General features: G+C 65.5%; 15 protein-coding genes. 6 read left to right on the top strand and 9 right to left on the bottom strand.

Annotation, left to right across the window (positions count from 1 at the left end):
• The first annotated feature begins 114 nt into the window (after positions 1-114).
• The 4 genes from YUU_RS0104345 (at position 115) to YUU_RS0104325 (ending at position 7,053) form a co-directional block, all read left to right on the top strand.
• Entirely contained in the window at positions 115-1,692 is a 1,578-nt protein-coding gene (locus YUU_RS0104345; protein WP_027521266.1) for a Do family serine endopeptidase, read from the top strand.
• A gap of 273 nt (positions 1,693-1,965) precedes the next feature.
• Positions 1,966-2,646: a response regulator transcription factor gene (locus tag YUU_RS0104335; RefSeq protein ID WP_035661216.1), complete on the top strand. Its 681-nt coding sequence runs from the start codon at positions 1,966-1,968 to the stop codon at positions 2,644-2,646.
• Positions 2,630-4,090 carry an ATP-binding protein gene (locus YUU_RS0104330; RefSeq protein WP_027521264.1) on the top strand — a complete coding sequence of 487 codons (1,461 nt, stop codon included), beginning with the start codon at positions 2,630-2,632 and terminating at the stop codon, positions 4,088-4,090. Before YUU_RS0104335 ends, YUU_RS0104330 begins: the two co-directional genes overlap by 17 nt.
• Complete coding sequence (locus YUU_RS0104325; protein WP_027521263.1) at positions 4,087-7,053, top strand: bifunctional [glutamine synthetase] adenylyltransferase/[glutamine synthetase]-adenylyl-L-tyrosine phosphorylase; 2,967 nt, start codon at positions 4,087-4,089, stop codon at positions 7,051-7,053. The genes YUU_RS0104330 and YUU_RS0104325 overlap by 4 nt, the downstream gene beginning before the upstream one ends.
• On the opposite strand, the gene YUU_RS0104320 is transcribed toward YUU_RS0104325, so the two are convergent.
• From YUU_RS0104320 to YUU_RS0104300, 5 genes are read right to left on the bottom strand one after another with little or no spacing between them, the layout of a single operon-like run.
• A complete protein-coding gene (locus YUU_RS0104320) occupies positions 7,028-7,261 on the bottom strand; it encodes a formate dehydrogenase subunit delta (protein ID WP_027521262.1) in 234 nt (77 codons plus the stop codon). The genes YUU_RS0104325 and YUU_RS0104320 overlap by 26 nt on opposite strands.
• On the bottom strand, positions 7,251-8,075 hold the full coding sequence (gene fdhD, locus YUU_RS0104315; RefSeq protein ID WP_027521261.1) for a formate dehydrogenase accessory sulfurtransferase FdhD: 825 nt from the start codon (positions 8,073-8,075) through the stop codon (positions 7,251-7,253). The genes YUU_RS0104320 and fdhD overlap by 11 nt, the downstream gene beginning before the upstream one ends.
• 4 nt (positions 8,076-8,079) lie before the next feature.
• On the bottom strand, positions 8,080-10,953 hold the full coding sequence (fdhF, locus tag YUU_RS0104310; protein ID WP_027521260.1) for a formate dehydrogenase subunit alpha: 2,874 nt from the start codon (positions 10,951-10,953) through the stop codon (positions 8,080-8,082).
• Between the two features lie 10 nt (positions 10,954-10,963).
• Positions 10,964-12,520 (bottom strand): NADH-quinone oxidoreductase subunit NuoF, encoded by a 1,557-nt coding sequence (locus tag YUU_RS0104305; RefSeq protein ID WP_027521259.1) that lies wholly within the window; start codon positions 12,518-12,520, stop codon positions 10,964-10,966.
• Positions 12,517-12,993 carry a formate dehydrogenase subunit gamma gene (locus YUU_RS0104300; protein WP_027521258.1) on the bottom strand — a complete coding sequence of 159 codons (477 nt, stop codon included), beginning with the start codon at positions 12,991-12,993 and terminating at the stop codon, positions 12,517-12,519. Before YUU_RS0104300 ends, YUU_RS0104305 begins: the two co-directional genes overlap by 4 nt.
• A 225-nt stretch (positions 12,994-13,218) precedes the next feature.
• Between YUU_RS0104300 and YUU_RS0104295 the strand changes: the two genes are divergently transcribed.
• The gene (locus YUU_RS0104295) at positions 13,219-14,112 is read left to right on the top strand and encodes a LysR family transcriptional regulator (protein WP_027521257.1); all 894 of its coding nucleotides are present in this window, start codon (positions 13,219-13,221) and stop codon (positions 14,110-14,112) included.
• 6 nt (positions 14,113-14,118) lie between these two features.
• Here the strand turns inward: YUU_RS0104295 and YUU_RS0104290 are convergent, their stop codons facing one another.
• The 4 genes from YUU_RS0104290 to YUU_RS0104275 all read right to left on the bottom strand — a co-directional run bounded on the left by YUU_RS0104290 (position 14,119) and on the right by YUU_RS0104275 (position 20,204).
• The gene (locus YUU_RS0104290; RefSeq protein WP_027521256.1) at positions 14,119-16,449 is read right to left on the bottom strand and encodes a PAS domain-containing sensor histidine kinase; all 2,331 of its coding nucleotides are present in this window, start codon (positions 16,447-16,449) and stop codon (positions 14,119-14,121) included.
• A gap of 224 nt (positions 16,450-16,673) precedes the next feature.
• Entirely contained in the window at positions 16,674-18,047 is a 1,374-nt protein-coding gene (locus tag YUU_RS0104285) for a cation-efflux pump (RefSeq protein WP_027521255.1), read from the bottom strand.
• Positions 18,048-18,183: 136 nt separating this feature from the next.
• On the bottom strand, positions 18,184-19,152 hold the full coding sequence (locus tag YUU_RS0104280) for a zinc-binding dehydrogenase (RefSeq protein ID WP_027521254.1): 969 nt from the start codon (positions 19,150-19,152) through the stop codon (positions 18,184-18,186).
• A 56-nt stretch (positions 19,153-19,208) separates the two neighbouring features.
• Positions 19,209-20,204: a nitronate monooxygenase family protein gene (locus YUU_RS0104275; protein ID WP_027521253.1), complete on the bottom strand. Its 996-nt coding sequence runs from the start codon at positions 20,202-20,204 to the stop codon at positions 19,209-19,211.
• A 451-nt stretch (positions 20,205-20,655) separates the two neighbouring features.
• Here YUU_RS0104275 and YUU_RS0104270 point away from each other — a divergent pair, with 451 nt between their 5' ends.
• Entirely contained in the window at positions 20,656-22,725 is a 2,070-nt protein-coding gene (locus YUU_RS0104270; protein ID WP_156944083.1) for a hypothetical protein, read from the top strand.
• Positions 22,726-22,770 lie beyond the last annotated feature (45 nt).

Raw genomic sequence — 22,770 nt, 5'->3', positions numbered from 1 at the left:
CAAAAGTTTAACCCCGCCGCCAGCGCGCCGTAAGGCGCCAATCCCCATGTTCAGGGCCGTAAGGCGCTGTCCAAGCAGCGTCAAAAAAGAATTCAAGGCCCCGGAGATCCCTGCATGACCGAACGTCCCGACCTCTCGTCCCTCCCATCGTACCGGCAGCCCCGCCGGTCGCTGCTCGTTGCCCGTAAACTCGCGCTGATGGCCTCGGTGGTCGCCGGCCTGGGCGTTGCTGTCTATGGCTTCAGCCCGTCGACGTCGCCGTCCGACCTGTTCTCGAGCCCGGCGCATGCGCAGGTCAACAACGAGGTCAAGAAGGTCGAACGTCCGATCGGATTTGCCGACATCGTCGAGCGGGTGAAGCCCTCGGTGATCTCGGTGAAGGTCAACATCAAGGAGAAGACCGCGAGCAACGACGACGGCGATGATTCGCCGTTCCAGCCGGGCTCGCCGATGGAGCGCTTCTTCCGCCGCTTCGGCGGGCAGGACGGGATCCCGGGCATGCGCGGACCGCGCGGCGGCGGGCGTGCCGTCACCGGCCAGGGCTCGGGCTTCTTCATCTCGGCCGACGGCTTTGCCGTGACCAACAACCACGTGGTCGACGGCGCCGACAAGGTCGAGGTGACGACCGACGACGGCAAGACCTACAGCGCCAAGGTGATCGGCACCGACCAGCGCACCGACCTCGCCTTGATCAAGGTCGAGGGCGGCTCGAACTTTTCCTTCGCGAAGCTGTCCGACGGCAAGCCGCGGATCGGTGACTGGGTGCTCGCGGTCGGCAATCCCTTCGGCCTCGGTGGCACCGTGACTGCCGGCATCGTCTCGGCCAGCGGCCGCGACATCGGCAACGGTCCGTATGACGATTTCATCCAGATCGACGCGCCCGTGAACAAGGGCAACTCCGGCGGTCCGGCCTTCAACACCGACGGCGAGGTGATGGGCGTCAACACCGCGATCTACTCGCCCTCCGGCGGCAGCGTCGGTATCGCGTTCTCGATTCCGGCCGCGACCGTGAAGAGCGTGGTCGCCCAGCTCAAAGACAAGGGCTCGGTCAGCCGCGGCTGGATCGGCGTGCAGATCCAGCCCGTGACCTCGGACATCGCCGACAGCCTCGGCATGAAGAAGGCCGAAGGCGCGCTGGTGGCGGAGCCGCAGGCCAACGGCCCGGCGGCGAAAGCCGGCATCGAGTCCGGCGACGTCATCACCTCGGTCAACGGCGAGTCGGTCAAGGACGCCCGTGAGCTTGCCCGCACCATCGGCGGCATGGCGCCCGGTGCGACCGTGAAGCTCAACGTGCTGCACAAGGGCCAGGACAAGGTCGTGAACCTCACCCTCGGCCAGTTGCCGAACACGGTCGAGGCCAAGGCCGACACTGACAACGACAACAGCAAGGCGCCGAGCAAGGGCACCGACGTGCCGAAGCTCGGCATGACGGTTGCCCCGGCCAACAGCGTGGCCGGCGCCGGCAAGGACGGCGTCGTGGTCACCGAGGTCGATCCGAAGAGCGCCGCGGCCGAGCGCGGCTTCAAGGAAGGCGACGTGATTCTCGAGGTCGCCGGCAAGAGCGTGAGCACCGCCGGCGACGTGCGTGACGCCATCAACGCGGCGCGCACCGACAACAAGAACAGCGTTCTGATGCGCGTGAAGAGCGGCGGCCAGTCGCGCTTCGTCGCAGTCCCCCTCGCCAAGGGCTGAGGATCAGGAGGCTTTTGAGATGAAGGGAGCCGTCGGCATTAGTCGCCCCCGCCGCGGGCCCCCTTCCGGGGGGCGGAGCAACTCCGCTTCCCCATCCTACCTTCCGGTGGAATACGCCCCCCTCTGTCGGAAGGGCCTAAGGGCGGTGAGGTCCCCCAGCTTCACCGCCCGCTCTTTTCCCGGTTCGAGAATCTTCCGCTCCGCTTGCATGCGATTGCCGACCGCGCCATGTTGACAGAAGGGCTGACCTCCTTGACCGCCGCCGACCGCACGATGCGCCTCCTCATCATCGAAGACGACCGCGAATCCGCCGATTATCTCGTCAAGGCGTTTCGCGAAGTCGGTCACATCGCCGACCACGCCTCTGACGGCGAGGAAGGTCTCTCCATGGCCGAGAGCGGCGACTACGACGTGCTGGTGGTCGACCGCATGCTGCCCAAGCGCGACGGCCTGTCGCTGATCGGCGCCCTGCGCGAAAAGGGCGATTCGTCGCCAGTGCTGATTCTCTCAGCGCTCGGCCAGGTCGACGACCGCATCAAGGGCCTGCGTGCGGGTGGCGATGACTATCTGCCGAAACCGTATTCGTTCGCCGAGCTGCTCGCGCGCGTCGAGGTGCTGTCGCGCCGTCGCGGCGGTCCCGCCGAGGACACGGTCTATCGCGTCGGCGATCTCGAGCTCGACCGGCTCTCCCATCGCGTCGCCCGCGGCAAGGACGAGCTGACGCTCCAGCCGCGCGAGTTCCGGCTGCTCGAATATCTGATGAAGCATGCGGGACAGGTGGTGACGCGCACCATGCTCCTGGAGAATGTCTGGGACTATCATTTCGATCCGCAAACCAACGTGATCGATGTACACATCTCGCGGCTGCGCTCCAAGATCGACAAGGGCTTCGATCGGCCGCTGCTGCACACGATCCGCGGCGCGGGGTACATGATCCGTGACGGCATTCGGTAAGCTGATCCGCACCACGGCGTTCCGGCTGACGCTGGTCTACCTGTTTCTGTTTGCGGTGTTTGCCGCATCGCTGCTCGGCTATTTCGCCTGGAATACGCGGCGGCTGATCACCGAAGAGATTACCCAGACGGTGAATGCGGAGACTTCGGAGATCAACGAGATCTACGGTCGCCGCGGCATGCGCGGCCTGGTCCTTGCGATCGAATACCGGGCGCTGCGTCCGGGCGCCAACCTCTACCTCGTGACCACGCCGACGGGGCAGGCGATTGCCGGCAATGTCGGCTCGCTGGCACCGGGCGTGATGGCGACGCGTGGCTGGTCGGAGACCGCCTACCGGCGCATTGAGGATGCGGATGATCGCGACCATCGCGCACTCGTGCGCGTCACCGAACTGGAAAACGGCTTCCGCCTTCTGATCGGCCGCGACCTCGCCGAGCGGCGGCGCCTGTTCGGCATCGTCGCCAAGGCCGCGCAATGGTCGATCCTGATCGTCGTCGTGCTCGGCCTCGGCGGCGGAATCTTCGTCGCCCGCCGCGTGCTCACGCGCATCGATGCGATGAGCGGCACGGCGCATCGCATCATGACCGGCGATCTCAGCGAGCGCCTGCCGGTGGGGCGCAGCGGCGACGAGCTCGACCGGCTCGCGGAGAACCTCAATGCCATGCTGGAGCGCATCGAGGCGCTGATGGCCGGGCTAAAGGAGGTTTCCGACAACATCGCCCACGATCTCAAGACGCCGCTGACGCGCCTGCGCAACCGCGCCGAGGAGGCGCTGGCGAAATCGGGCAGTGAGGCCGAATATCGCGCGGCACTGGAACGGACCATCGAGGAATCGGACGGGCTGATCCGCACCTTCAATGCGCTGTTGATGATCGCCCGCGCCGAATCCGGCCAGGCGCGCGGCAACATGGACGATTTCGACGCCTCCGACGTCGCGGGCGGCATCCACGAGCTCTACGAGCCGCTGGCCGAGGACGACGGCATGACGTTGAAGGTGAAGGCCGAGCCGACGCCGGTCCACGGCAACCGCGAGCTGATCAGTCAGGCGCTCGCCAATCTGGTCGAGAACGCGATCAAATATGGCAAGCCGGTCGCGCAGTCCGCTGGAACCGTGGTCAGCATGGACAGCCGCCAGATCCTCATCGAGGCAAGGCGCGAAGGCGATCATGTGCTGCTCAGCGTCACCGATCGCGGCCCCGGAATTCCGGAAGGCGATCGCAAGCATGCCGTGGAGCGTTTTGTGCGGCTCGAGGCGAGCCGGACGCTGCCGGGCTCGGGCCTGGGCCTCAGCCTTGCCGCCGCGGTTGCAACGCTGCATGGCGGTGAGCTGAAGTTGGGCGATGCTCATCCCGGCCTCATCGCCACGCTCGTCCTGCCCGCGCGCACTGGGGCCAGCGACAGGGTTGCTCCCCCAATACCGGATGTGTCACAGAAGGTGGCATGAATCTCTCCGCGCCGGGAAACGCGGACAAGCATGGTGGGAATCTGGCCGCACGCTTCGCGGAAGGCCCGCATGTTGCCGCTTCCACCACCGCCGAACAACGTCTTCGTGACTGGCTCGCGGAGCTCGAGCCGCAGCAGGCGGCTGCGATCGCGGCGCTGCTCGATCATCCCTTCGTTCGTCCGATCCTGGCCGGCCTAGCGGAATTCTCACCCTATCTGTTCGACCTGATCCGCAGCGATCCGGCGCGATTGATCCGGCTGCTTGGCTGCGATCCCGATGCACATCTGGCATCGCTGATCGACGACGCTAGGCGCGCCGTGCTCGCCGCCACCGAGGAAGCCGAGGTGATGCGACTACTCCGCCGCATGAAATCGGAGGCCGCGCTGCTGATCGCGCTCTGCGACATCGGCGGCGTTTGGCCGGTGATGCGGGTGACGGCGGCATTGACCGATGTCGCGGTGTCCTCGGTCCAGACGGCGCTCCGGTTCCTGCTGCGGCAGGACGCCGCACGCGGCAAGCTGTTGTCGGCCAATCCGGAAGCTCCGGAAGAAGGCTGCGGCCTGATCGTGCTGGCGATGGGCAAGATGGGCGCGGGTGAGCTGAACTATTCCAGCGACATCGACCTGATCGTGTTCTTCGATCCCGACGCGACGACGCTTGCGCCCGATATCGAGCCGCAGCCGTTCTTCGTGCGGGTGACGCAGGGGCTTGCGCGCCTGCTGCAACAGCGCACCTATGACGGCTACGTGTTCCGCGTCGATCTGCGGCTGCGGCCCGATCCGTCGTCGACGCAAGTGGCGATCTCGCGCGACGCCGCGCTGCATTACTACGAGCGGGAAGGGCGCACCTGGGAGCGTGCGGCCATGATCAAGGCCCGCGCCTGTGCCGGCGACCTGAAGGCTGGCGAGGCGCTGCTTGCCGACATCGCGCCGTTCGTCTGGCGCAAGCATCTCGACTTCGCCGCGCTCGCCGATGTCCATGACATGAAGCGGCAGATGCAGACCTATCGCGGCCAGAGTGAGGTCGCGGTCGAAGGCCATAACGTGAAGGTCGGGCGTGGCGGCATTCGCGAGATCGAGTTCTTTGCCCAGACCCAGCAGTTGATCGCCGGAGGCCGTCATCCGGAGTTGCGGGTACGGCCGACGCTTGTTGCGCTCGACGTGCTCGCCGCCAGCAACTGGATCACCTTCGAGGCGCGCGACGAACTGACCAAAGCTTACCAATTCCTGCGCCGGGTCGAGCATCGTCTCCAGATGATCGCCGACGAGCAGACCCACGCCTTGCCTGACGACAAGGAGGCCGTGGAGCGCCTGGCCTGGTTCTTCGGCTATGCCAGCCGTGAGGCCTTTGCGCGTGATCTCCTGCGTCAGCTCGGCATCGTCCAGGGTCACTACGAAAAACTGTTCGAGGGCGATCCGACCGGTACGGCCAAGCTGCCGGCGATCGACTATGGTGCGGGTCCCGACGATCCGCGCCTGTTGCAGCAGCTGTTGACGCTCGGCTTCAAGAAGCCTGCCGCCGTCGCACAGACCGTGCTTGACTGGATCACCGGCGACTACCGCGTGTTCCGTAACGAGGCGACCCGCAGCGCCTTTGTCGAGTTCGTGCCGGCCCTGATCGACGGGCTTGCCCATGCCGAGGAGCCGGACCGCGCGGTCGCGGCGTTCGATCATTTCCTGCAAGCCCTGCAGCGCGGCGGGCGGCTGATCACGCTGCTCAGCCAGAACCGCGATCTCGTTGCCCTCGTGGCGCTGGTGCTGGGCGCGGCGCCCCGGCTCGGCGAGATGCTGGCGCGCCAGCCGCAATTGATGGACGGGCTGATCGATCCGCGCTTCTTCGGCGCGATGCCTGACAGGCAGGAACTGTCGGCACGGCTCGCGGCCACGGTGCGCGATGCGGATTCCTACGAGGAGTTCCTCGACCGGCTACGCCTGTTCGGGCAGGAGAGCCTGTTTCTGATCGGCACGCGCATCCTTTCGGGAACGGTTTCCGCGCAACAGGCGAGCACTGCCTTCGCCGACGTCGCGGAGGGCATCGTGCACACCGTGCATGGACTGGTCGCAGATCGCTTCGCCGCCCAGCATGGCCGGATCAAGCGGCAGGAAACTGCGATTATCGCCATGGGCCGGCTTGGCAGCCGCGAGATGACGGCGTCCTCCGATCTCGACCTGATCCTGCTCTATGATTTCGACGGCGAGAATCCAGATTCAGATGGACCGAAGTCGCTCCAGGGCGCGCATTATTTCGCGCGCTTCACCCAGCGTCTGATCAGTGCCTTCACGACGCGGACCAATTACGGCGTGCTCTACGAGATCGACATGCGGCTGCGTCCGTCGGGACGCGCGGGGCCCGTGGCTTCCAGCATCGCCTCCTTCGACGACTATCAGGCTCACGAGGCCTGGACCTGGGAGCACATGGCGCTGACGCGCGCCCGCGTCGTCTCGGCTTCGCCGGAATTTCGCGCGCGGATCGAGACGGTCATCCGCGAGGTGCTGACGCGGCGGCGCGATCCCGTCACTATTGCCAACGACGTCGCCGACATGCGCCGCGCGATCGCGCAGGAGAAGGGCGAGACCGACTATTGGGACCTCAAATATGCCGCCGGCGGCCTGGTCGATATCGACTTCATCGCGCAATATCTCCAGCTCGTCCACGCGCACGACAAGCCTGACATTCTCGATGTCTCGACCATGCAGGTGCTGGAGAACGCTGCAAGGCTCGGCGTGCTGGCGCACTCGGAGGCCGAGATCCTGCGCGCGGCAGCGCGGCTCTACCACGATCTGACCCAGATTCTGCGCCTCTGCGTCAGCGACCGCTTCAAGCCGGAGACGGCCGGCGTCGACCTGCAAGGGGTGATGACGCGCGCAGGCGACGCGCCGGATTTCTCATCGCTCGAAGCCCGCGTGAAGGAGACGCAGAGCGAGGTGCGGCGCGTGTTCAGGGCGGTGTTGGAAGGGCAGTAGCCTCTTTCAGCGATGCGATGGCCTGGCGGACATCAGGCTCCAGCCCTGCGCCACCGGCGTCGAGATGCGCGAAGATCGCGCGCTTCATCCGAGGATCCCAGAACTTCCTGATGTGCTCGGCGATGCCCGGCACGGCCTTGTCATGGCCCTGGCTCTGGAAGAATTTGCCGATCTGGTTGGCCATGTAGATCAAGCGGTCAGGCGACATCGGCAACCTCCGTGGCAAGGCTCGCTATGCGGCTGCCATGCGTGAACACTTCAAATCCGTCCTGCCGGGCGATGGCAATCAGCGTGATGCCGGCGGCTTCCGCGGTGCGCACGGCAAGCGCGGTGGGCGCGGAGACCGCCACCATCACCGGCGCGCCGATCGCGGCCGTCTTCTGCACCATCTCCACGGAAACGCGGCTCGTCAGCAGCACCAGGCCGCCGCTCGCGTCCGTGCGGCTGCGCGCCAGCGCGCCTGCAAGCTTGTCGAGTGCGTTATGGCGGCCGACATCCTCGCGCAGTGCGACGAGGCCGCGGGCAGGGGACCAGAATGCGGCGGCATGCACGGCGCGGGTCTGCATGTTGATCGCTTGCAGCGGAGCAATGCCCTGCATCGCCGACATGATCTGCTCTGGCGTGAAGGTTTGCCCCTGCGGCACGACTGCGGCGGGGCGCACCGCTTCCGCAATCGACTCGATGCCGCAGATGCCGCAGCCGGTCGGCCCAGCGATGTGGCGCCGCCGCTCGCTCATGCGTCCGGCATCTTCCGAGGCCAGCCACATCCGGAGCTCGATGCCGTCATCGAGGCGAACCACCTCGAGCGACTGGATGTCGTCGGCGGATTTCACGATGCCTTCGCTCAGGCTGAAGCCGACGGCGAAGTCCTCGAGATTTTGCGGCGTCCCCATCATGACGGCATAGGTGCCGCCATTGTAGGTCAGCGCGATCGGCGTCTCCTCCGGGATCAGCCGTGTCCCGCCGGATGCCGCCCCGTCGCGCCAGCTCTCCCGATCGATCGCCTGAACCGCCACGTGCATCGGCCTACTCCGCGGCTTCCGCGGGCGCGATACGGCGCGAATGCCGCGCCTGCGCGTCATAGGCCTTCTGCCAGTCGGACGGTCCGTTGGACGGTGACACCTGCACGGCGGTGACCTTGTATTCGGGGCAGTTGGTCGCCCAGTCCGAATATTCGGTAGTGATCACGTTGGCCTGCGTGTCCGGATGGTGGAACGTGGTGTAGACCACGCCCGGCGCGACGCGGTCGGTGATTTCCGCGCGCAGCGTGGTCTCACCGGCGCGGCTCTTCAGCCGCACCCAGTCGCCGTCACGCACGCCGCGCTGCTCGGCGTCGTGCGGATGGATTTCCAGCCGGTCCTCGGCATGCCAGACCACGTTGTCGGTGCGTCTGGTCTGCGCGCCGACATTGTACTGGCTGAGGATGCGCCCCGTGGTCAGCAGCAGCGGATAGCGCGGTCCGGTGCGCTCGTCGGTCGCGACATACTCGGTAACGACGAACTTGCCCTTGCCGCGGACGAAGCCGTCGATATGCATCACCGGCGTGCCCTCGGGCGCTTTCTCGTTGCAGGGCCACTGCACCGAGCCGAGCTCGTCGAGCCTTGCGTAGGAGACGCCGGCGAACGTCGGCGTCAGCGCCGCGATCTCGTCCATGATCTCGGAGGGGTGTTTGTAGTTCATCTCGAAGCCCATGGCCTTCGCAAGCCCGATGGTGACCTCCCAATCCGCAAGGCCGTTCTTCGGCGTCATCACCTTGCGGACGCGCTGGATGCGGCGCTCGGCATTGGTGAAGGTGCCGTCCTTCTCGAGGAAGCTCGATCCGGGCAGGAAGACATGGGCGTAGTTGGCGGTCTCGTTGAGGAAGAGGTCATGGACGATGACGCATTCCATCGCCGAGAGCGCCGCCACCACGTGTGACGTGTTGGGATCGGACTGCAGGATGTCCTCGCCCTGCACGTAGATCCCCATGAAGGTGCCTTCGACCGCAGCATCGAACATGTTGGGAATGCGCAGGCCCGGCTCGGGATTGAGCCTGACGTTCCACATCGCCTCGAACTGGTCGCGCACGGCGTCGCCGGAGATGTGGCGATAGCCGGGTAGCTCGTGCGGGAACGAGCCCATGTCGCAGGAGCCTTGCACGTTGTTCTGGCCGCGCAGCGGGTTCACGCCGACGCCGGGGCGGCCGATATTGCCGGTCGCCATCGCGAGATTGGCGATCGCGATCACCGTGGTCGAGCCCTGGCTGTGCTCGGTGACGCCGAGCCCGTAATAGATCGCGCCATTGCCGCCGGTGGCGTAGGTCCGCGCCGCTTCGCGCAGCACATTGGGATCGACCCCGGTCAGGATGGCGGTCGCCTCCGGGCTGTTCTTGGGCTGCGCGACGAACGCCGCCCATTCCTCGAACTCGCTCCAGTCGCAGCGCTCGCGCACGAAGGCCTCGTTGACGAGCCCCTCGGTGATGATGACATGCGCCAGCGCCGTCATGACCGCGACGTTGGTGCCGGGCATTAGCGGCAGATGCAGCGCCTTCACGTGAGGCGATTCCACCATCTCGGTGCGGCGCGGATCGATCACGATGAGTTTTGCACCCTGCCGCAGCCGCTTCTTCAGGCGGGAAGCGAACACGGGGTGGGCGGAGGCCGGGTTGGCGCCGATGACAACGACGACATCGGTATCTTCGACCGAGTCGAAATCCTGCGTGCCTGCGGAGGTGCCGAAGGTGGTGGCAAGGCCATAGCCGGTCGGCGAGTGGCAGACGCGGGCACAGGTGTCGACATTGTTGTTGCCGAAGCCGGCGCGGATCAGCTTCTGCACCAGATAGGTCTCTTCATTGGTGCAGCGTGAGGAGGTGATACCGCCGATGGCGTCGCGGCCGTATTTCGTCTGGATGCCGCGCATCCTGGCCGCGGCAAACGAGAAGGCTTCGTCCCACGACACCTCGCGCCAGGGGTCCTCGATCCGCTCGCGGATCATCGGCTTGAGGATGCGTTCCTTGTGGTTCGTGTAGCCCCAGGCGAAGCGGCCCTTGACGCAGGAATGGCCGCGATTGGCCTTGCCGTCCTTCCACGGCACCATGCGGACGACTTCCTCGCCGCGCATCTCCGCCTTGAAGGCGCAGCCGACGCCGCAATAGGCGCAGGTGGTGACGACGGAGTGCTCGGGCTGGCCGATCTCGATCACCGACTTTTCCGTCAGCGTCGCGGTCGGGCAGGCCTGCACGCAGGCGCCGCAGGAGACGCATTCGGAGCCGAGGAAGCTTTCGCTCATGCCGGGCGAGACACGGCTCTCGAAGCCGCGGCCCGAGATCGTCAGCGCAAAGGTGCCTTGCACCTCTTCGCAGGCGCGGACGCAGCGCGAGCAGACGATGCACTTGGAGGGATCGTAGGTGAAGTAGGGATTGGACTCGTCCTTCGGCAGCCAGGCGGGATTCACGTCGCCATTGGACTTGGCGAAGACGTGGTTCTCGCCTTCATAGCCGTAGCGCACGTCGCGCAGGCCGACGGCGCCGGCCATGTCCTGCAACTCGCAATCGCCATTCGCGCCGCAGGTGAGGCAGTCGAGCGGATGGTCGGAGATGTAGAGCTCCATCACGCCCTTGCGCAGCTTCTTCAGCCGCTCGGTCTGGGTGTGCACGACGAGGCCGTTCATCGCGGGCGTAGTGCAGGAGGCCGGCGTGCCGGCGCGGCCTTCGATCTCCACGAGACAGAGGCGGCAGGAGCCGAATGCATCCACCATGTCGGTCGCGCATAGCTTCGGGATCTGATGACCCGCCTCCATCGCCGCGCGCATGATCGAGGTGCCCTCGGGCACCGAGATCTCCTTGCCGTCGATGGTCAGCGTGACCATCGTTTCCGATTTCGAGCGCGGCGTGCCGAAGTCGATTTCCTCGATCAGAGACATCGTTGTTCTCCTATTCCGCGGCCTGAAGCGTGGCCGGTGCCGGGCCAAAATCTTCCCGGAAATGTTTCAGGGCACTCAGCACGGGGTAGGGCGTGAAGCCGCCGAGCGCGCAGAGCGAGCCGAATTTCATGGTGTTGCAGAGGTCCTCGACGAGCGCGAGGTTTTCGCTCACGCGCTCGCCGCGCATGATCTTCTCGATGGTCTCGACGCCGCGGGTCGAACCGATCCGGCACGGCGTGCACTTGCCGCAGGATTCGATGGCGCAGAACTCCATCGCAAATCGCGCCTGCTTGCGCATGTCGACACTGTCGTCGAACACGACGATGCCGCCATGGCCGATCAGGCCGTCGCGCGCGGCAAAGGCCTCGTAGTCGAACGGCGTGTCGAACAGCGCGCGGGGGAAGTAGGCGCCGAGCGGCCCGCCGACCTGCACGGCGCGGACCGGGCGGCCGGTGAAAGTGCCGCCGCCGATGTCGTCGACGAGCTCGCCGAGCGAGACGCCGAATGCGGTCTCGAACAGCCCGCCATGGCGGATATTGCCGGCGAGCTGGATCGGCATCGTACCGCGCGAGCGACCCATGCCGAAATCGGCGTAGGCCTTGGCGCCTTCTGAGAGGATGAAGGGAACGGCGGCGAACGACAGCACGTTGTTGATGACGGTCGGCTTGCCGAACAGGCCGTGATGGGCCGGCAGCGGCGGCTTTGCGCGCACGATGCCGCGGCGGCCTTCGAGGCTCTCCAGCAGCGAGGTCTCCTCGCCGCAGACATAGGCGCCTGCACCGACGCGCACTTCGAGATCGAAGCTCTGGGTGGAACCGCCGATGTTCGTGCCGAGATAGCCGCCGCGCGTTGCCGCCGCAATCGCCGCGTTCATCGCCTCGACGGCGTGCGGATATTCGCTGCGGATGTAGATGTAGCCCTTGGTGGCGCCGACGGTGATCGCCGCGATGGTCATGCCCTCGATCACCAGGAAGGGATCGCCCTCCATGATCATGCGGTCGGCGAACGTGCCGCTATCGCCTTCGTCGGCGTTACAGACGATGAATTTGCGGTCGGCGTTCGCCTGCGCGACCGTCTTCCACTTGATGCCGGTCGGGAAGCCGGCGCCGCCACGGCCGCGCAGGCCGGACGATGCGACCTCGGCCAGGATCGCATCCGCGCCAAGCGACAGTGCGCGTTCGAGGCCCTTGTAGCCGCCATGGGCGCGATAGTCCGCGAGCGAGCGCGGATCGATCACGCCGCAGCGCGCGAAGGTGAGGCGGGTCTGGCGCTTCAGCCAAGGAATCTCGTCTGCGATGCCAAGCCGGAGGGGGTGCTCTCCGTTACTCGCCATCGAGTCGAACACGGAGGAGACATCCTCCGGGCTGACCGGTCCGTACGCGATACGGCCCTTGAGGGTCGCCACCTCGACCATCGGCTCCAGCCAACACAGCCCGCGTGAGCCCGTCCTGACGATCTCGACTGGAAGGCCGCGCTTCTCGGCGGCCTGCTCGAGCGCCGCGGCCACATCATCGGCGCCGACAGCGACGGCAGCTGCATCGCGGGGAACAAAGATCCGCATCTTCATCGCTGCGCCTCCGCAACCAGCGCATCGAGGCGCTTCTCATCGAGCCGGCCGACGAGGCGGCCATCGAGCATTGCGGACGGGGCAGTCGCGCAGAGGCCGAGGCAGTAGATCGGCTCCAGCGTGACGCGATCGTCGGCAGTGGTGCTGCCGAGCGACACGCCGAGCCTCGCCTCGGCACGCGCCGCCAGCGCATCGCCGCCGGCGGCCTGGCATGCCTCAGCGCGGCAGAGTTTGAGGACGTGGCGGCCGGCGGGCTTGTGGCGGAAATCGTGGTAGAAGGTAAACACGCCATGAACCTCGGCGCGCGACAGGTTGAGCGCCTGCGCGACCATGGGAATCGCGGCCTCCGGGACATAGCCGAAGGCCCCTTGCAGGGCATGGAGGATGACCAGCGTCGCGCCCTCCTGTCCGGCGTGTTCGGCGATGATTTCAGCGCCGCGCGTTTCGTCCCAAGGCTCGTGAATCCCCGTCATTTTTCATTCTCAACCAGAGGGTGACCTGCCCCCATGAGTATTTGGAATCATTCGAAAATCAATAAAGCTGTCCCATGCTGCGATCGGGAATTCGCATCGATAGGGTCACGCAATCGGGTGATACGAAATCGCAATGATTGTTCCGGCAACGTCCCGTTTTCGGGTGTTGGAGAAGGCCCATCGTGATAGCTTGCATGCCACGACATAATCCCAGGGGAATAGCGGTTGCTCGACAAGCTTGAACTTCTGCTGGCGCTCGCCAAGGAGCGGCATTTCGGACGCGCGGCGGAAGCCTGCGGCGTCACCCAGCCGACCATGTCGACCGGGCTGAAGCAACTCGAGGAGATTCTCGGCGTCATGCTGGTCCAGCGCGGCTCGCGCTTCCAGGGCTTTACGCCGGAAGGCGAGCGGGCACTCGACTGGGCGCGACGCATCGTCGGCGACGCCCGCGCCATGCGCGACGAGATCAACGGGCTGAAGCACAAGCTCTCCGGCGAGATCCGCATCGCGGCGATCCCGACCGCGCTCGGCATGGTGGCCTCGCTGACGACGCCGTTCCGCGCCAAGCATCCGGAGGTGCGTTTCCGCATCCAGTCGACCACCTCGTCGGAGGTGCTGGGACTTCTCGAAAATCTCGAGGTCGATGCGGGGCTGACCTATATCGAGAACGAGCCGATCGGCAAGGTGCGCACCATCCCGCTCTACAACGAGAGCTATCGCCTCCTGACCGCGCCGGATGCGATGTTCGGCGACCGCGAGACGGTGACCTGGGCGGAGGTCGGCAAGGTGCCGCTGTGCCTCCTGACGCCGGACATGCAGAACCGCCGCATCATCGACCGCGCATTGCGCTCGGTGAATGCCGAGGCGACGCCGACGCTGACGTCGAACTCGCTGCTGGTGCTGTTCACGCATGTGAAGACCGGGCGCTGGGCGAGCGTGATGCCTGCGAAGCTTGCCGAGACGCTCGGCCTCAAGGACACCGTCCGCTCGATCCCGATCATCGATCCCGAGGTCAACTACAGCATTGGCCTTGTGATCCCGCAGCGCGACCCGATGACGCCGCTGATCGCCGCGCTCGTCAACGTCGCGCGCGAGGTGGCGCCGACGCTGCAATCCTGACCGGGGTCAGGCGGCCGCGGGGATCCTGGCTGCGGCCTTGTTGGCATCGCGCGGCAGCGTGACGCGCACGATGGTGCCGACGTCGATCTTCGAGCGCAGCCGCATCGTGCCGCCGTGCAGTTGCGCGAGCGAGCGGGCGATCGCGAGCCCCAGGCCCGAGCCGTGATAGGTCTTTGTGAGCTGGCTCTCGACCTGCTCGAAGGGGCGGCCGAGCCGCGCCAGCGAATGCGGGGCGATGCCGATGCCGGTGTCGGCGATCATCAGCACGACCTTGTCCTCGAGTTGCCGGCTGCGCACCACGATGCGGCCGCCGTCGGGCGTGAACTTCACGGCGTTGGACAGGAGGTTGACGATGATCTGCTTGGTGGCGCGGCGGTCGGCGACGACGGAGATGATGCTGTCGATGTCGGCATCGAGCGTCAGGTTCTTGTCCTGCGCGCGGCCCGAGACCACCCGCAGCGATTCCGCGAGCGTGCGCGACAGGTCGAGCTCCTCCATGTCGAGCTTCATGCGGCCGGCCTCGATCTTGGACATATCGAGGATGTCGTTGATGACCTCCAGCAGGTAGTGACCGCTGGTGAGGATGTCCTGGCAGTATTCCTGGTACTTCTCGTTTCCGAGCTCGCCGAACATGCCGCTTCCCATGACCTCCGAGAAGCCGATGATCGCGTTCAGGGGCGTGCGCAGCTCGTGGCTCATGTTGGCGAGGAATTTCGACTTGGTCTGGTTGGCTTCTTCGGCGCGGGTCTTTTCGCGCTGGTATTTTTCGGCGAGATCGGCGAGCTCGTTGGTCTGGCGCTCCAGCGCCGCTTGCGAGCGCTTCAGGTCGATGACGGTGGCGCGCAGGCGCAGATCGTTGTCGACGAGCTTCTGCTCGTGCTCCTTGATGCGCGTGATGTCGGTGCCGACCGAGACGTAGCCGCCGTCCTTGGTACGGCGCTCGCTGATGTGCAGCCAGCTGCCGTCGTCGAGCTGCGCCTCGAAGGTGCGGGCGCCCGGTCCCTGATTGGCGGTCTCGTTGTGGCGGGTGCGCACCTCCGGCATGCGGCCGACCTCGAGCACGGTCTCGTAGGAGGTGCCGGGGATGACGGCCGAGTCCGGCAGCCTGTGCAGGCGCTGGAAGTGCGAGTTGCAGAGCACCAGACGGTCGCTGTTGTCCCACAGCACGAAGGCTTCCGGGATCGTCTCGATGGCGTCGCGCAGCCGCAGGTCGGCTTCCACCGTCTTTTCGGCAAGGCTCTTCTGCTCGGTGATGTCGACGGCGATGCCGATCAGGTGCATGGCGGAATCGCCCGTGGCGCGCGTGCGCTCGCAGCGCACGCGGAGCCAGATCCAGTGGCCGTCGACGTGCTGCATGCGGAAGCTCTGGTCGATGTGGTCGATCTGGCCCGAGATCAGCTGGTCGGCGATCGCGAACAGGTCGATGTCGTCCGACTTCACCAGCGCATTGACCTCGCCGAAGGTGAGGAGCTCGTTACGGCCGTCGAGGCCCAGCATCGAGAACATCGACTGCGACCAGAAGATTTTGCCGCGCGAAAGATCCCAGTCCCAAAGGCCGCAGCGCCCGCGGTTGAGCGCGGTGTCGATCCGGCCGCGTACGGCGTCGTTGATCAGGTCGCCCTCGCGGGCGCGGGTCGACTGCCAGTGGAAGGCGAAGCCGAGAATCAGGACGACGAAGCCGGTGGTCGCCGACAGCGTCACCGAGAGCGCGGCATCCGAGCCCCAGATCGGCTCGTTGCGCTCCTGGATCACGGTGACTTGACCGGGCAGCGACTTGATCGGCCGCGAGATCGCCACCGCGCTGTTGCCGCTGGGCAGCGTGAGATCGGAGACGTCGTTCTGTTGCGGCGGCGTCGCCACCAGCTGCGCGGTGGTGATCGCATCGAGCAGGCGGTCGTTGCCGGCCGGGTCGGTGTCCACGGGAATGCGTGCGAGGATGCGGCGGTCGGTGCCGACGGAGGTGACGATGACGTGGCGGCCCGAGGCCGTGCCCCAGGAGGGAACGAACTCGGGCAACAGCGTCGGCAGGCGCTCGATGTTCTTCTGCCGTTCCATGCGCACCGAGGCGAGACGATCGATGCGCTCGGCGAGCAGGTCGGCGAGCGCCTGAATGTCGTGCTTGATCACCAGCCGCTTCTGCCGGGTCTGGTCGACGACCTGGACGAAGGCGCCGAGACAGATGGTGATGAGGAAGGCGATGATGAGAGTAGGCACAGCGCGCCGGAGCGCCGGCTCGGCGATCAGGAGCCGGTGGTAGGCCGGTTTCGCGATCGATTGCGCCAATCCCTTGATCGAATCGGATTGGACGCACGCGCTCGCGGCGTCTGCGCGCGGCATGCCTTCGGCCCCCAGGAGATATTGCTGCACCACAATTCGGAATGAAGCCCCCGCTCGCTTCCGAATCACAGCGATTTGAATCCAGTTTTCGCGGACTGTCGAGAGTCAACGAATCGTTAACGCGAAATAATTCTTATCCAATGGAGAGTTTGCGCCGCGAGCGGCCGCAATATGACGTGCGCGGCGAGTCCGAAACGGGAACGTGTGACTCTTCGCGCACCTGTTCATGCGCGCGGCGGCTCGGCGTGACTGATCACGCGCTTCACGCTCGGGAAGGCGCGACGTAGTGCGCGCTCGATCTCGTCGACATGCTCATGCACCTTGATCACGCTCATCGACGGCGTGGCGCGGCAGTGGAAGTTGACGATCTCGCCGGCATCGGTGTTGCGCACGCGCACATTATGAATGTCGTGGATATCGCTATCAGCGGCAAAGCCGGTGAGCGCGGCTGCAATGGCCTGCACCCGTTCCGCCGGCGCGTCGACGCCGAACGGCAGCTCCGGCTGGAGCGGCTCGATGTGGACGTCGACCTCCACATCCTCGCCGAATTCCTCCTGGATGTTGCGCTCCAGTGTGTTGGCGACGTCGTGGGCCGCAACCAGCGGCATCTCGGCGTCGACCTCGAGATCGATGCCGACGATCAGCTTGGCGCCGAGGTCGTGCACGGTGACGTGATGGATGGCAAGGCCCGAATTGCGCGCGATCACCATGATGCGGTCGCGCACGGTCTCGTTGTCGCGCGCGACGGGGACGGCGGTGAATGTAAGGTCGGCGTCGCCGAACGCCTTGCCGACGGCGGCTTGCGCGTTGCGCTTGATGTCCTCGACGCGGTCGATCGGATAGGTCCGCGGCACCTTTGCGATGGTGTCGATGAAATAGGTCGCCCCGACCATGCGTACGCGCAGGCGCTCGACATCGAGCACGCCGGGCACGCTTTTGATTACGGCAGTGGCCTTCTCCAGCGCGCCCTCCGGCGCGCGGTCGACCAGCGTCTGCACCGTGGAGCCTGCCATGCGCAGGCCGAGAGCCGCGATCATCACGGCGACGGCGGCCGCCGCCGCGGCGTCGCCCCACCAGAAGCCGAGGCCGGCGAGGATGAGGCCGGCGATGACGGCGAACGAGCCCATCACGTCGGAGGCAAAATGCAGTGCGTCGGCCGCGAGTGCCTGGCTCCGCGTCTCCCGCGCGGCGCGATGCAGCGCTCGCGCCCGCCAGAGATTGACGACGATGTCGATCACCAGCACGACGAAGGGCACGGCCGAGATGGTCGGCGGCGCCGTGCCCTCGCGCAGGCGGCTATAGGCCTCGACCAGGATGCCGCCGGCCAGCACGTAGAGCAGGGCAGTGACGCCGAGCGCGGAGATGCTCTCGAGCTTGCCGTGGCCGTAATGGTGCTCGTCATCGGCCGGCTTGTCGGACACCCGCACCACCGCCCAGGTGATGATGGTTGCGACCAGGTCGATCGAGGAATGCAGCGCCTCAGAGATCAGCGCCAGCGAGCCAATCGCGATCCCGACCACGAATTTGGCGGCCGCCATGCCGCCGCTGGCGAAGATGGAGATCGCGGCGACCGAGGTTTTGCTGGTGTGAGAATTCATGGCCGGGGATTTAGCAGGCGGTCCGCGAACATCAAGCGACGATCCACAGGTGCAGTCGCAAGTGAGTTGCAAGAGCGGGGCCCGCTCTGTGATTCCGGGTTCGCCCTTCGGGCGCCCCGGAATGACGGTCACGCCCTCACAGCGTGACGACGATCTTGCCGAGATGCCTGTTGGCCTCCATGTGCGCGAAGGCCGCGTCGATGTCGTCGAAGGCAAACACCTTGTCGATCGGCAGCTGCAGCTTGCGCGCTTCCACCGCACTCCAGATGTCCTTGCGAACCTCCTCAAAGATCTCGCGGATTTCCTCGATCGTGCGAGTGCGGAAGGTGACGCCGATATAGTTGATGCGACGCGCCGCATGCAGGTCGAAATTGAAGTCGCCATGGGTGCCGCCGAGCCGGCCGACATTGACGATGCGGCCCTTCACCTTGGTTGCGGCAAGGTTCTGGCTCGCGACCTTGCCCGAGACCTGGTCGACGATGAGGTCGACACCTTCGCCGCCGGTGGCCTTCAGCACCTGGTCGACCCAGCCGGGGTTGGAGGAGTCGATCGCTAGATCGGCGCAGTAATCGGTAAGCCGGCTGCGGCGATGGGCATCCGTCGACGAACCGATCACGAGCCTTGCGCCCTTGAGCTTGGCAATCTGCATCGCCATCAGGCCGACGCCGGAGCTTGCGCCCTGGATCAGAACGGATTGGCCCGGCTGAATTCCGCCGACGGTGACGACGGCGTTGTGCATGGTCGCGAGCGCGACGGGCAGGGTGGCGGCTTCCTGGAAGTTCATGTTCGAGGGGGCGCGGAACAGGCGGCCGTGATCGGCGAGCGTGTACTCCGCGAACGCCGCCGCGCCCGAGCCCATGATGCGGTCGCCGACCTTCACGCCTTTCGCGTCGGGCCCGAGGGCGGCGACTTCACCGGCCCATTCCATGCCGAGTACGGTGCCGACCCCGCCGGCCGCGCCATGGGCATGGCCCTTGCGCATGCCGGTGTCGGCGCGGTTGAGCGCGCAGGCGCGGACGCGGACCAGCACCTGCGTGCCCTTAGGCGTTGGTTGAGCGACGTCGGAAATCGCAGCTCCCTCAGGGCCATAGACGTAGGCCTTCATGCGTCACCTCTGGTTCATCCTAAACGTGAATCGCAACGCTAAGCGCGCGCTGGCGATCATTCCGCAGCTTGTGCGACCGGTTGAACGATCATGCCTTCGAGCCGGTTCCTGATGATGGCCTCCGCCTCGCGCACGATGCGGGAGATGAGCTCGGCGCAGCTCGGGATGTCCTGGATCAGGCCCTGCACCTGGCCGGCCGACCAGATGCCTTCGTCCGAATTGCCGGTCGCATAGACCATCTTGCCGCGGGCGCCCGCCACCAGCTCGCGGATGTCCTCGAACCGGGCGCCTTCCTTCTCCATGGCAACGACCTTGGTGGAAATCGCGTTCCTGGCGACGCGCGAGGTGTTGCGCATGGTGCGGAAGATCAGCTCGGTCTCGCGCTCGTCATTGGCGACGATCTTCTCCTTGATGAGCTGGTGGATCGGGCTCTCCCTGGTCGCCATGAAGCGGGTACCCATGTTGATGCCATCGGCCCCGAGCGCCAGCGCGGCCACGAGGCCCCGAGCGTCGGCGAAGCCACCCGAGGCGATCATCGGGATCCTGACCTTGTTGGCGGCGGCCGGGATCAGGATCAGGCCCGGCGTGTCGTCCTCGCCGGGATGGCCGGCGCACTCAAAACCGTCGATCGAGATGGCGTCGACGCCCATGCGCTCGGCGGACAGGGCGTGGCGGACGCTGGTGCATTTGTGCACGACCTTGACGCCGTGCTTCCTGAACTCATCGACATGCTCCTGCGGCTTGTTGCCGGCGGTCTCGACCACCTTGATGCCGGCCTCGATGATGGCGGCGCGATATTCGGCATAGGGCGGCGGCTTGATCGCGGGCAGGATCGTGAGGTTGACGCCGAATGGCCTGTCGGTGAGTTCGCGGCAGCGCGCAATCTCCTTGGTGAGGTCCTCGGGCGTCGGCTGGGTCAGCGCCGTGATGAAGCCGAGCGCGCCGGCGTTCGCCACCGCCGCCACGAGCTCGGCGCGCCCGACCCACTGCATGCCGCCCTGGACGATCGGATGCTCGACCCCGACCAGATCGGTGAAACGTGTCTTCAGCATGGGTGCCCTCTGTTTCCTCGGGCGCGCGATTGGCCGCGCGGCCGCTTATCGACTTCTTTCGGCGGCAGGATGCCGCCCGGTCCGGCAAAAGTCTATTCGCGGGAAGTGCGACCAGGGCAGGGCGATCATGCGAGCGACGGGCGATGTTCCGCGCGGCGGATAATTCCTGCTGGCGGTCGCCAGATGCGCTCTCCGGTGTCGTCCTGGCGAACGCCCGACGCTCGCGAAACGCTGCACTTAATAAAATCAAAAATTCGGTAGAAGATAATATTGGTCGTGAGTGCGACACAGTGACCCGTGCGAACTGCGGCCGCCCTGTGATCCAATTCACAAATGTGAACTATCCAAAATGCTACCTTCGCGGGAACTCGGAAGTCGGCTCGACACACTGCCTGCAGCGATGCGCGCGCTGCCGCGGATCGCTCCACTCGCGAAGACGGGAGGCGCCGCCATGCTTGGCTGGATATGGATCGCGCACAATGCGCATTGGCTTGCGGCGCTAGGCTTCGGTGCGATGATCATCGGGGTGTATTTCTGGTCGCGGTTCGACGAGCCGAGCTATGAAGGCACGTCCGAATATTTCGTGCGCTACAAACCGAAATTCTCGACCTCGCGAAGGCGCTACCTGCGCGCCAAGCTCGGCTATGTCTTCGCGATCCTCATCGTCTTCTTCATCCTGTCGGCCGTACCGGAGATCTTCTACGCCCTGCTTCCCGAGGAGCTCAGCCAAAAAGCTCCAAAGCCCAGCGATACGACCCTTCCGCTCGGTGTTGCGCTGATGCTGATAGCATTCCAGACCATTCCGCGGCTGAACGAAGGAGAACGCCGCATCCGAGGGCTTCTTCATTCGGTCGCTCGCATACCTGAATCGATCCGTCGAACCGTCGCCCAACTTCGCGGCTTCCCGTTCCACTGCAGCGCCGCTGCAGTCGCCCTGCAGACCCGCAAGCTCGGCGTGCAGATCGGAAAGAGCGGTCAAGAGCCGGCAAACCTGAGCAAGCTGATCTTCGAGGACGATTTCCTGCACGTCTGGTACAACACCGGGTGTGTGCTGAGCGCATTGTCCGAGAATAACCAGGCGAGCACCAACATCGATCCGCTCTTCTACGACTACTACAAAGAGGAGCTCGATAGCATCAACGACAGGCACATTGCGCTCGCTCTGCCCGTGCGCAAGTACTTGACCGAGCGGTTGCGCGCCAATTCCAATCCTGACGCAGTTCCCGACCCGGCGGCGATCCGCGAAGTCCGGAACCTGCGAGATCGGCTTTATACCTTCGTGGCTTGCGGCGTCCGGTCCAGCGTCAGGAACGACGCGGAGAGCCTCGACATCATCAGCAAGCTCGGGTTTGCGGTCAGGCCGGATCCGCCCCGCGAACGCCGCATCGAGGCGCTCGTTTGGTTGTCGCTCGCAGCGCTCTCGATTCTGTCCGTGTTCGCGGTCTGGACGACGCAGCTCTTTGAGAACTTCGTTTTGAAGGACGAGCAGACGATCGAAGCGTTGAAGGTGCCGACCGAGTTGCCTGGGCAGTTCTTCTGGTCCTGGTCGACGGATGCCTTCTATTTCTTCGCGATCCTGGGAGCGCTGCTCATTCGCGGCGTCCACATCGGTCGACGGGAGTGGTTCGACATCAACAATTTCGATCGAGAGCGTCCCATCCTGCGTTACGCGAAGCCCATCCTTCTCGGCGGCGCCCTCGGCTATATTGCGCTCGTTCTCATTGCCCTGCTCGTCGGCGGACAGGTGCTCAAAGTGGAGGCCCGCGACATCAGCAAGGGGCTGGTCGAGGCCGTCACTCAAACATTGCCCTGGGCGCCGCTTGCAATCGTCATTGCTGGCGTCGCGTTGTGGCTCGGCGACAGCCCAGTTCAGGACGCGCGGCCGTCGTGGACAAGGATTCTCGGTCGTGCCGTAGTCGGCGCGCTCGTCATGATGGCGGCGGGATTTTTCACGAGCAGCCTCGCCCAGCCGGCCGTTCGCCAGGTGGGGATTGCGAGCATCTATATGAGTCTGTTCGTTGCGATGCAGATCGGCCTCGTTGCCTTTGTGTTGTGCATCATCGTACAGATTTCGGAGCTGTACACGGACAGAGGACGGTCCTTTGCGGGACAGTTCATCGAAGCTTCGAGCCGACAGGGGCGTCTGTTCTCGATGTATCTCCATCGCGATGGCACGGCATGTCTGCTGTCGCCGAACGGAGGAGGGCTGAAGAGTTCGGCGGTGCGCTGCCAGGGACACTGGCAGCAATTTCCCGAAGGCACTGCCGTGAGATGGGATGGTGAAGGCGATGCCTGCGGAAAAGCCGGGGGCTTCGGCTTGATGTCAGCCTTCGGAGATTCACTCATCTACGAAGCCTATGCGGAGCGCTTCTCCGGCACCCCCGACTTCGTCGCTCAGCTCAACATGCGAGCGAGCGTCGATACGACGAGACCGTCTCCCGCCCCGGACCCTTCGCGAGGGATACAGCCTTCCGCCTGGCAGGCAAAGCCGGCCGATGCGACCAGCGGCGCGACCAGTTGAAGGATGCAATCGAATGCCCAGTGAGGACCGATATTTCATTCCGGT

Origin of the sequence: Bradyrhizobium sp. Ec3.3, assembly GCF_000472925.1 — a bacterium.
Classification (GTDB): Bacteria; Pseudomonadota; Alphaproteobacteria; order Rhizobiales; family Xanthobacteraceae; genus Bradyrhizobium.
Note: the sequence above shows the minus strand (reverse complement) of the source record. Positions and strands in the feature narration are given on the sequence as shown.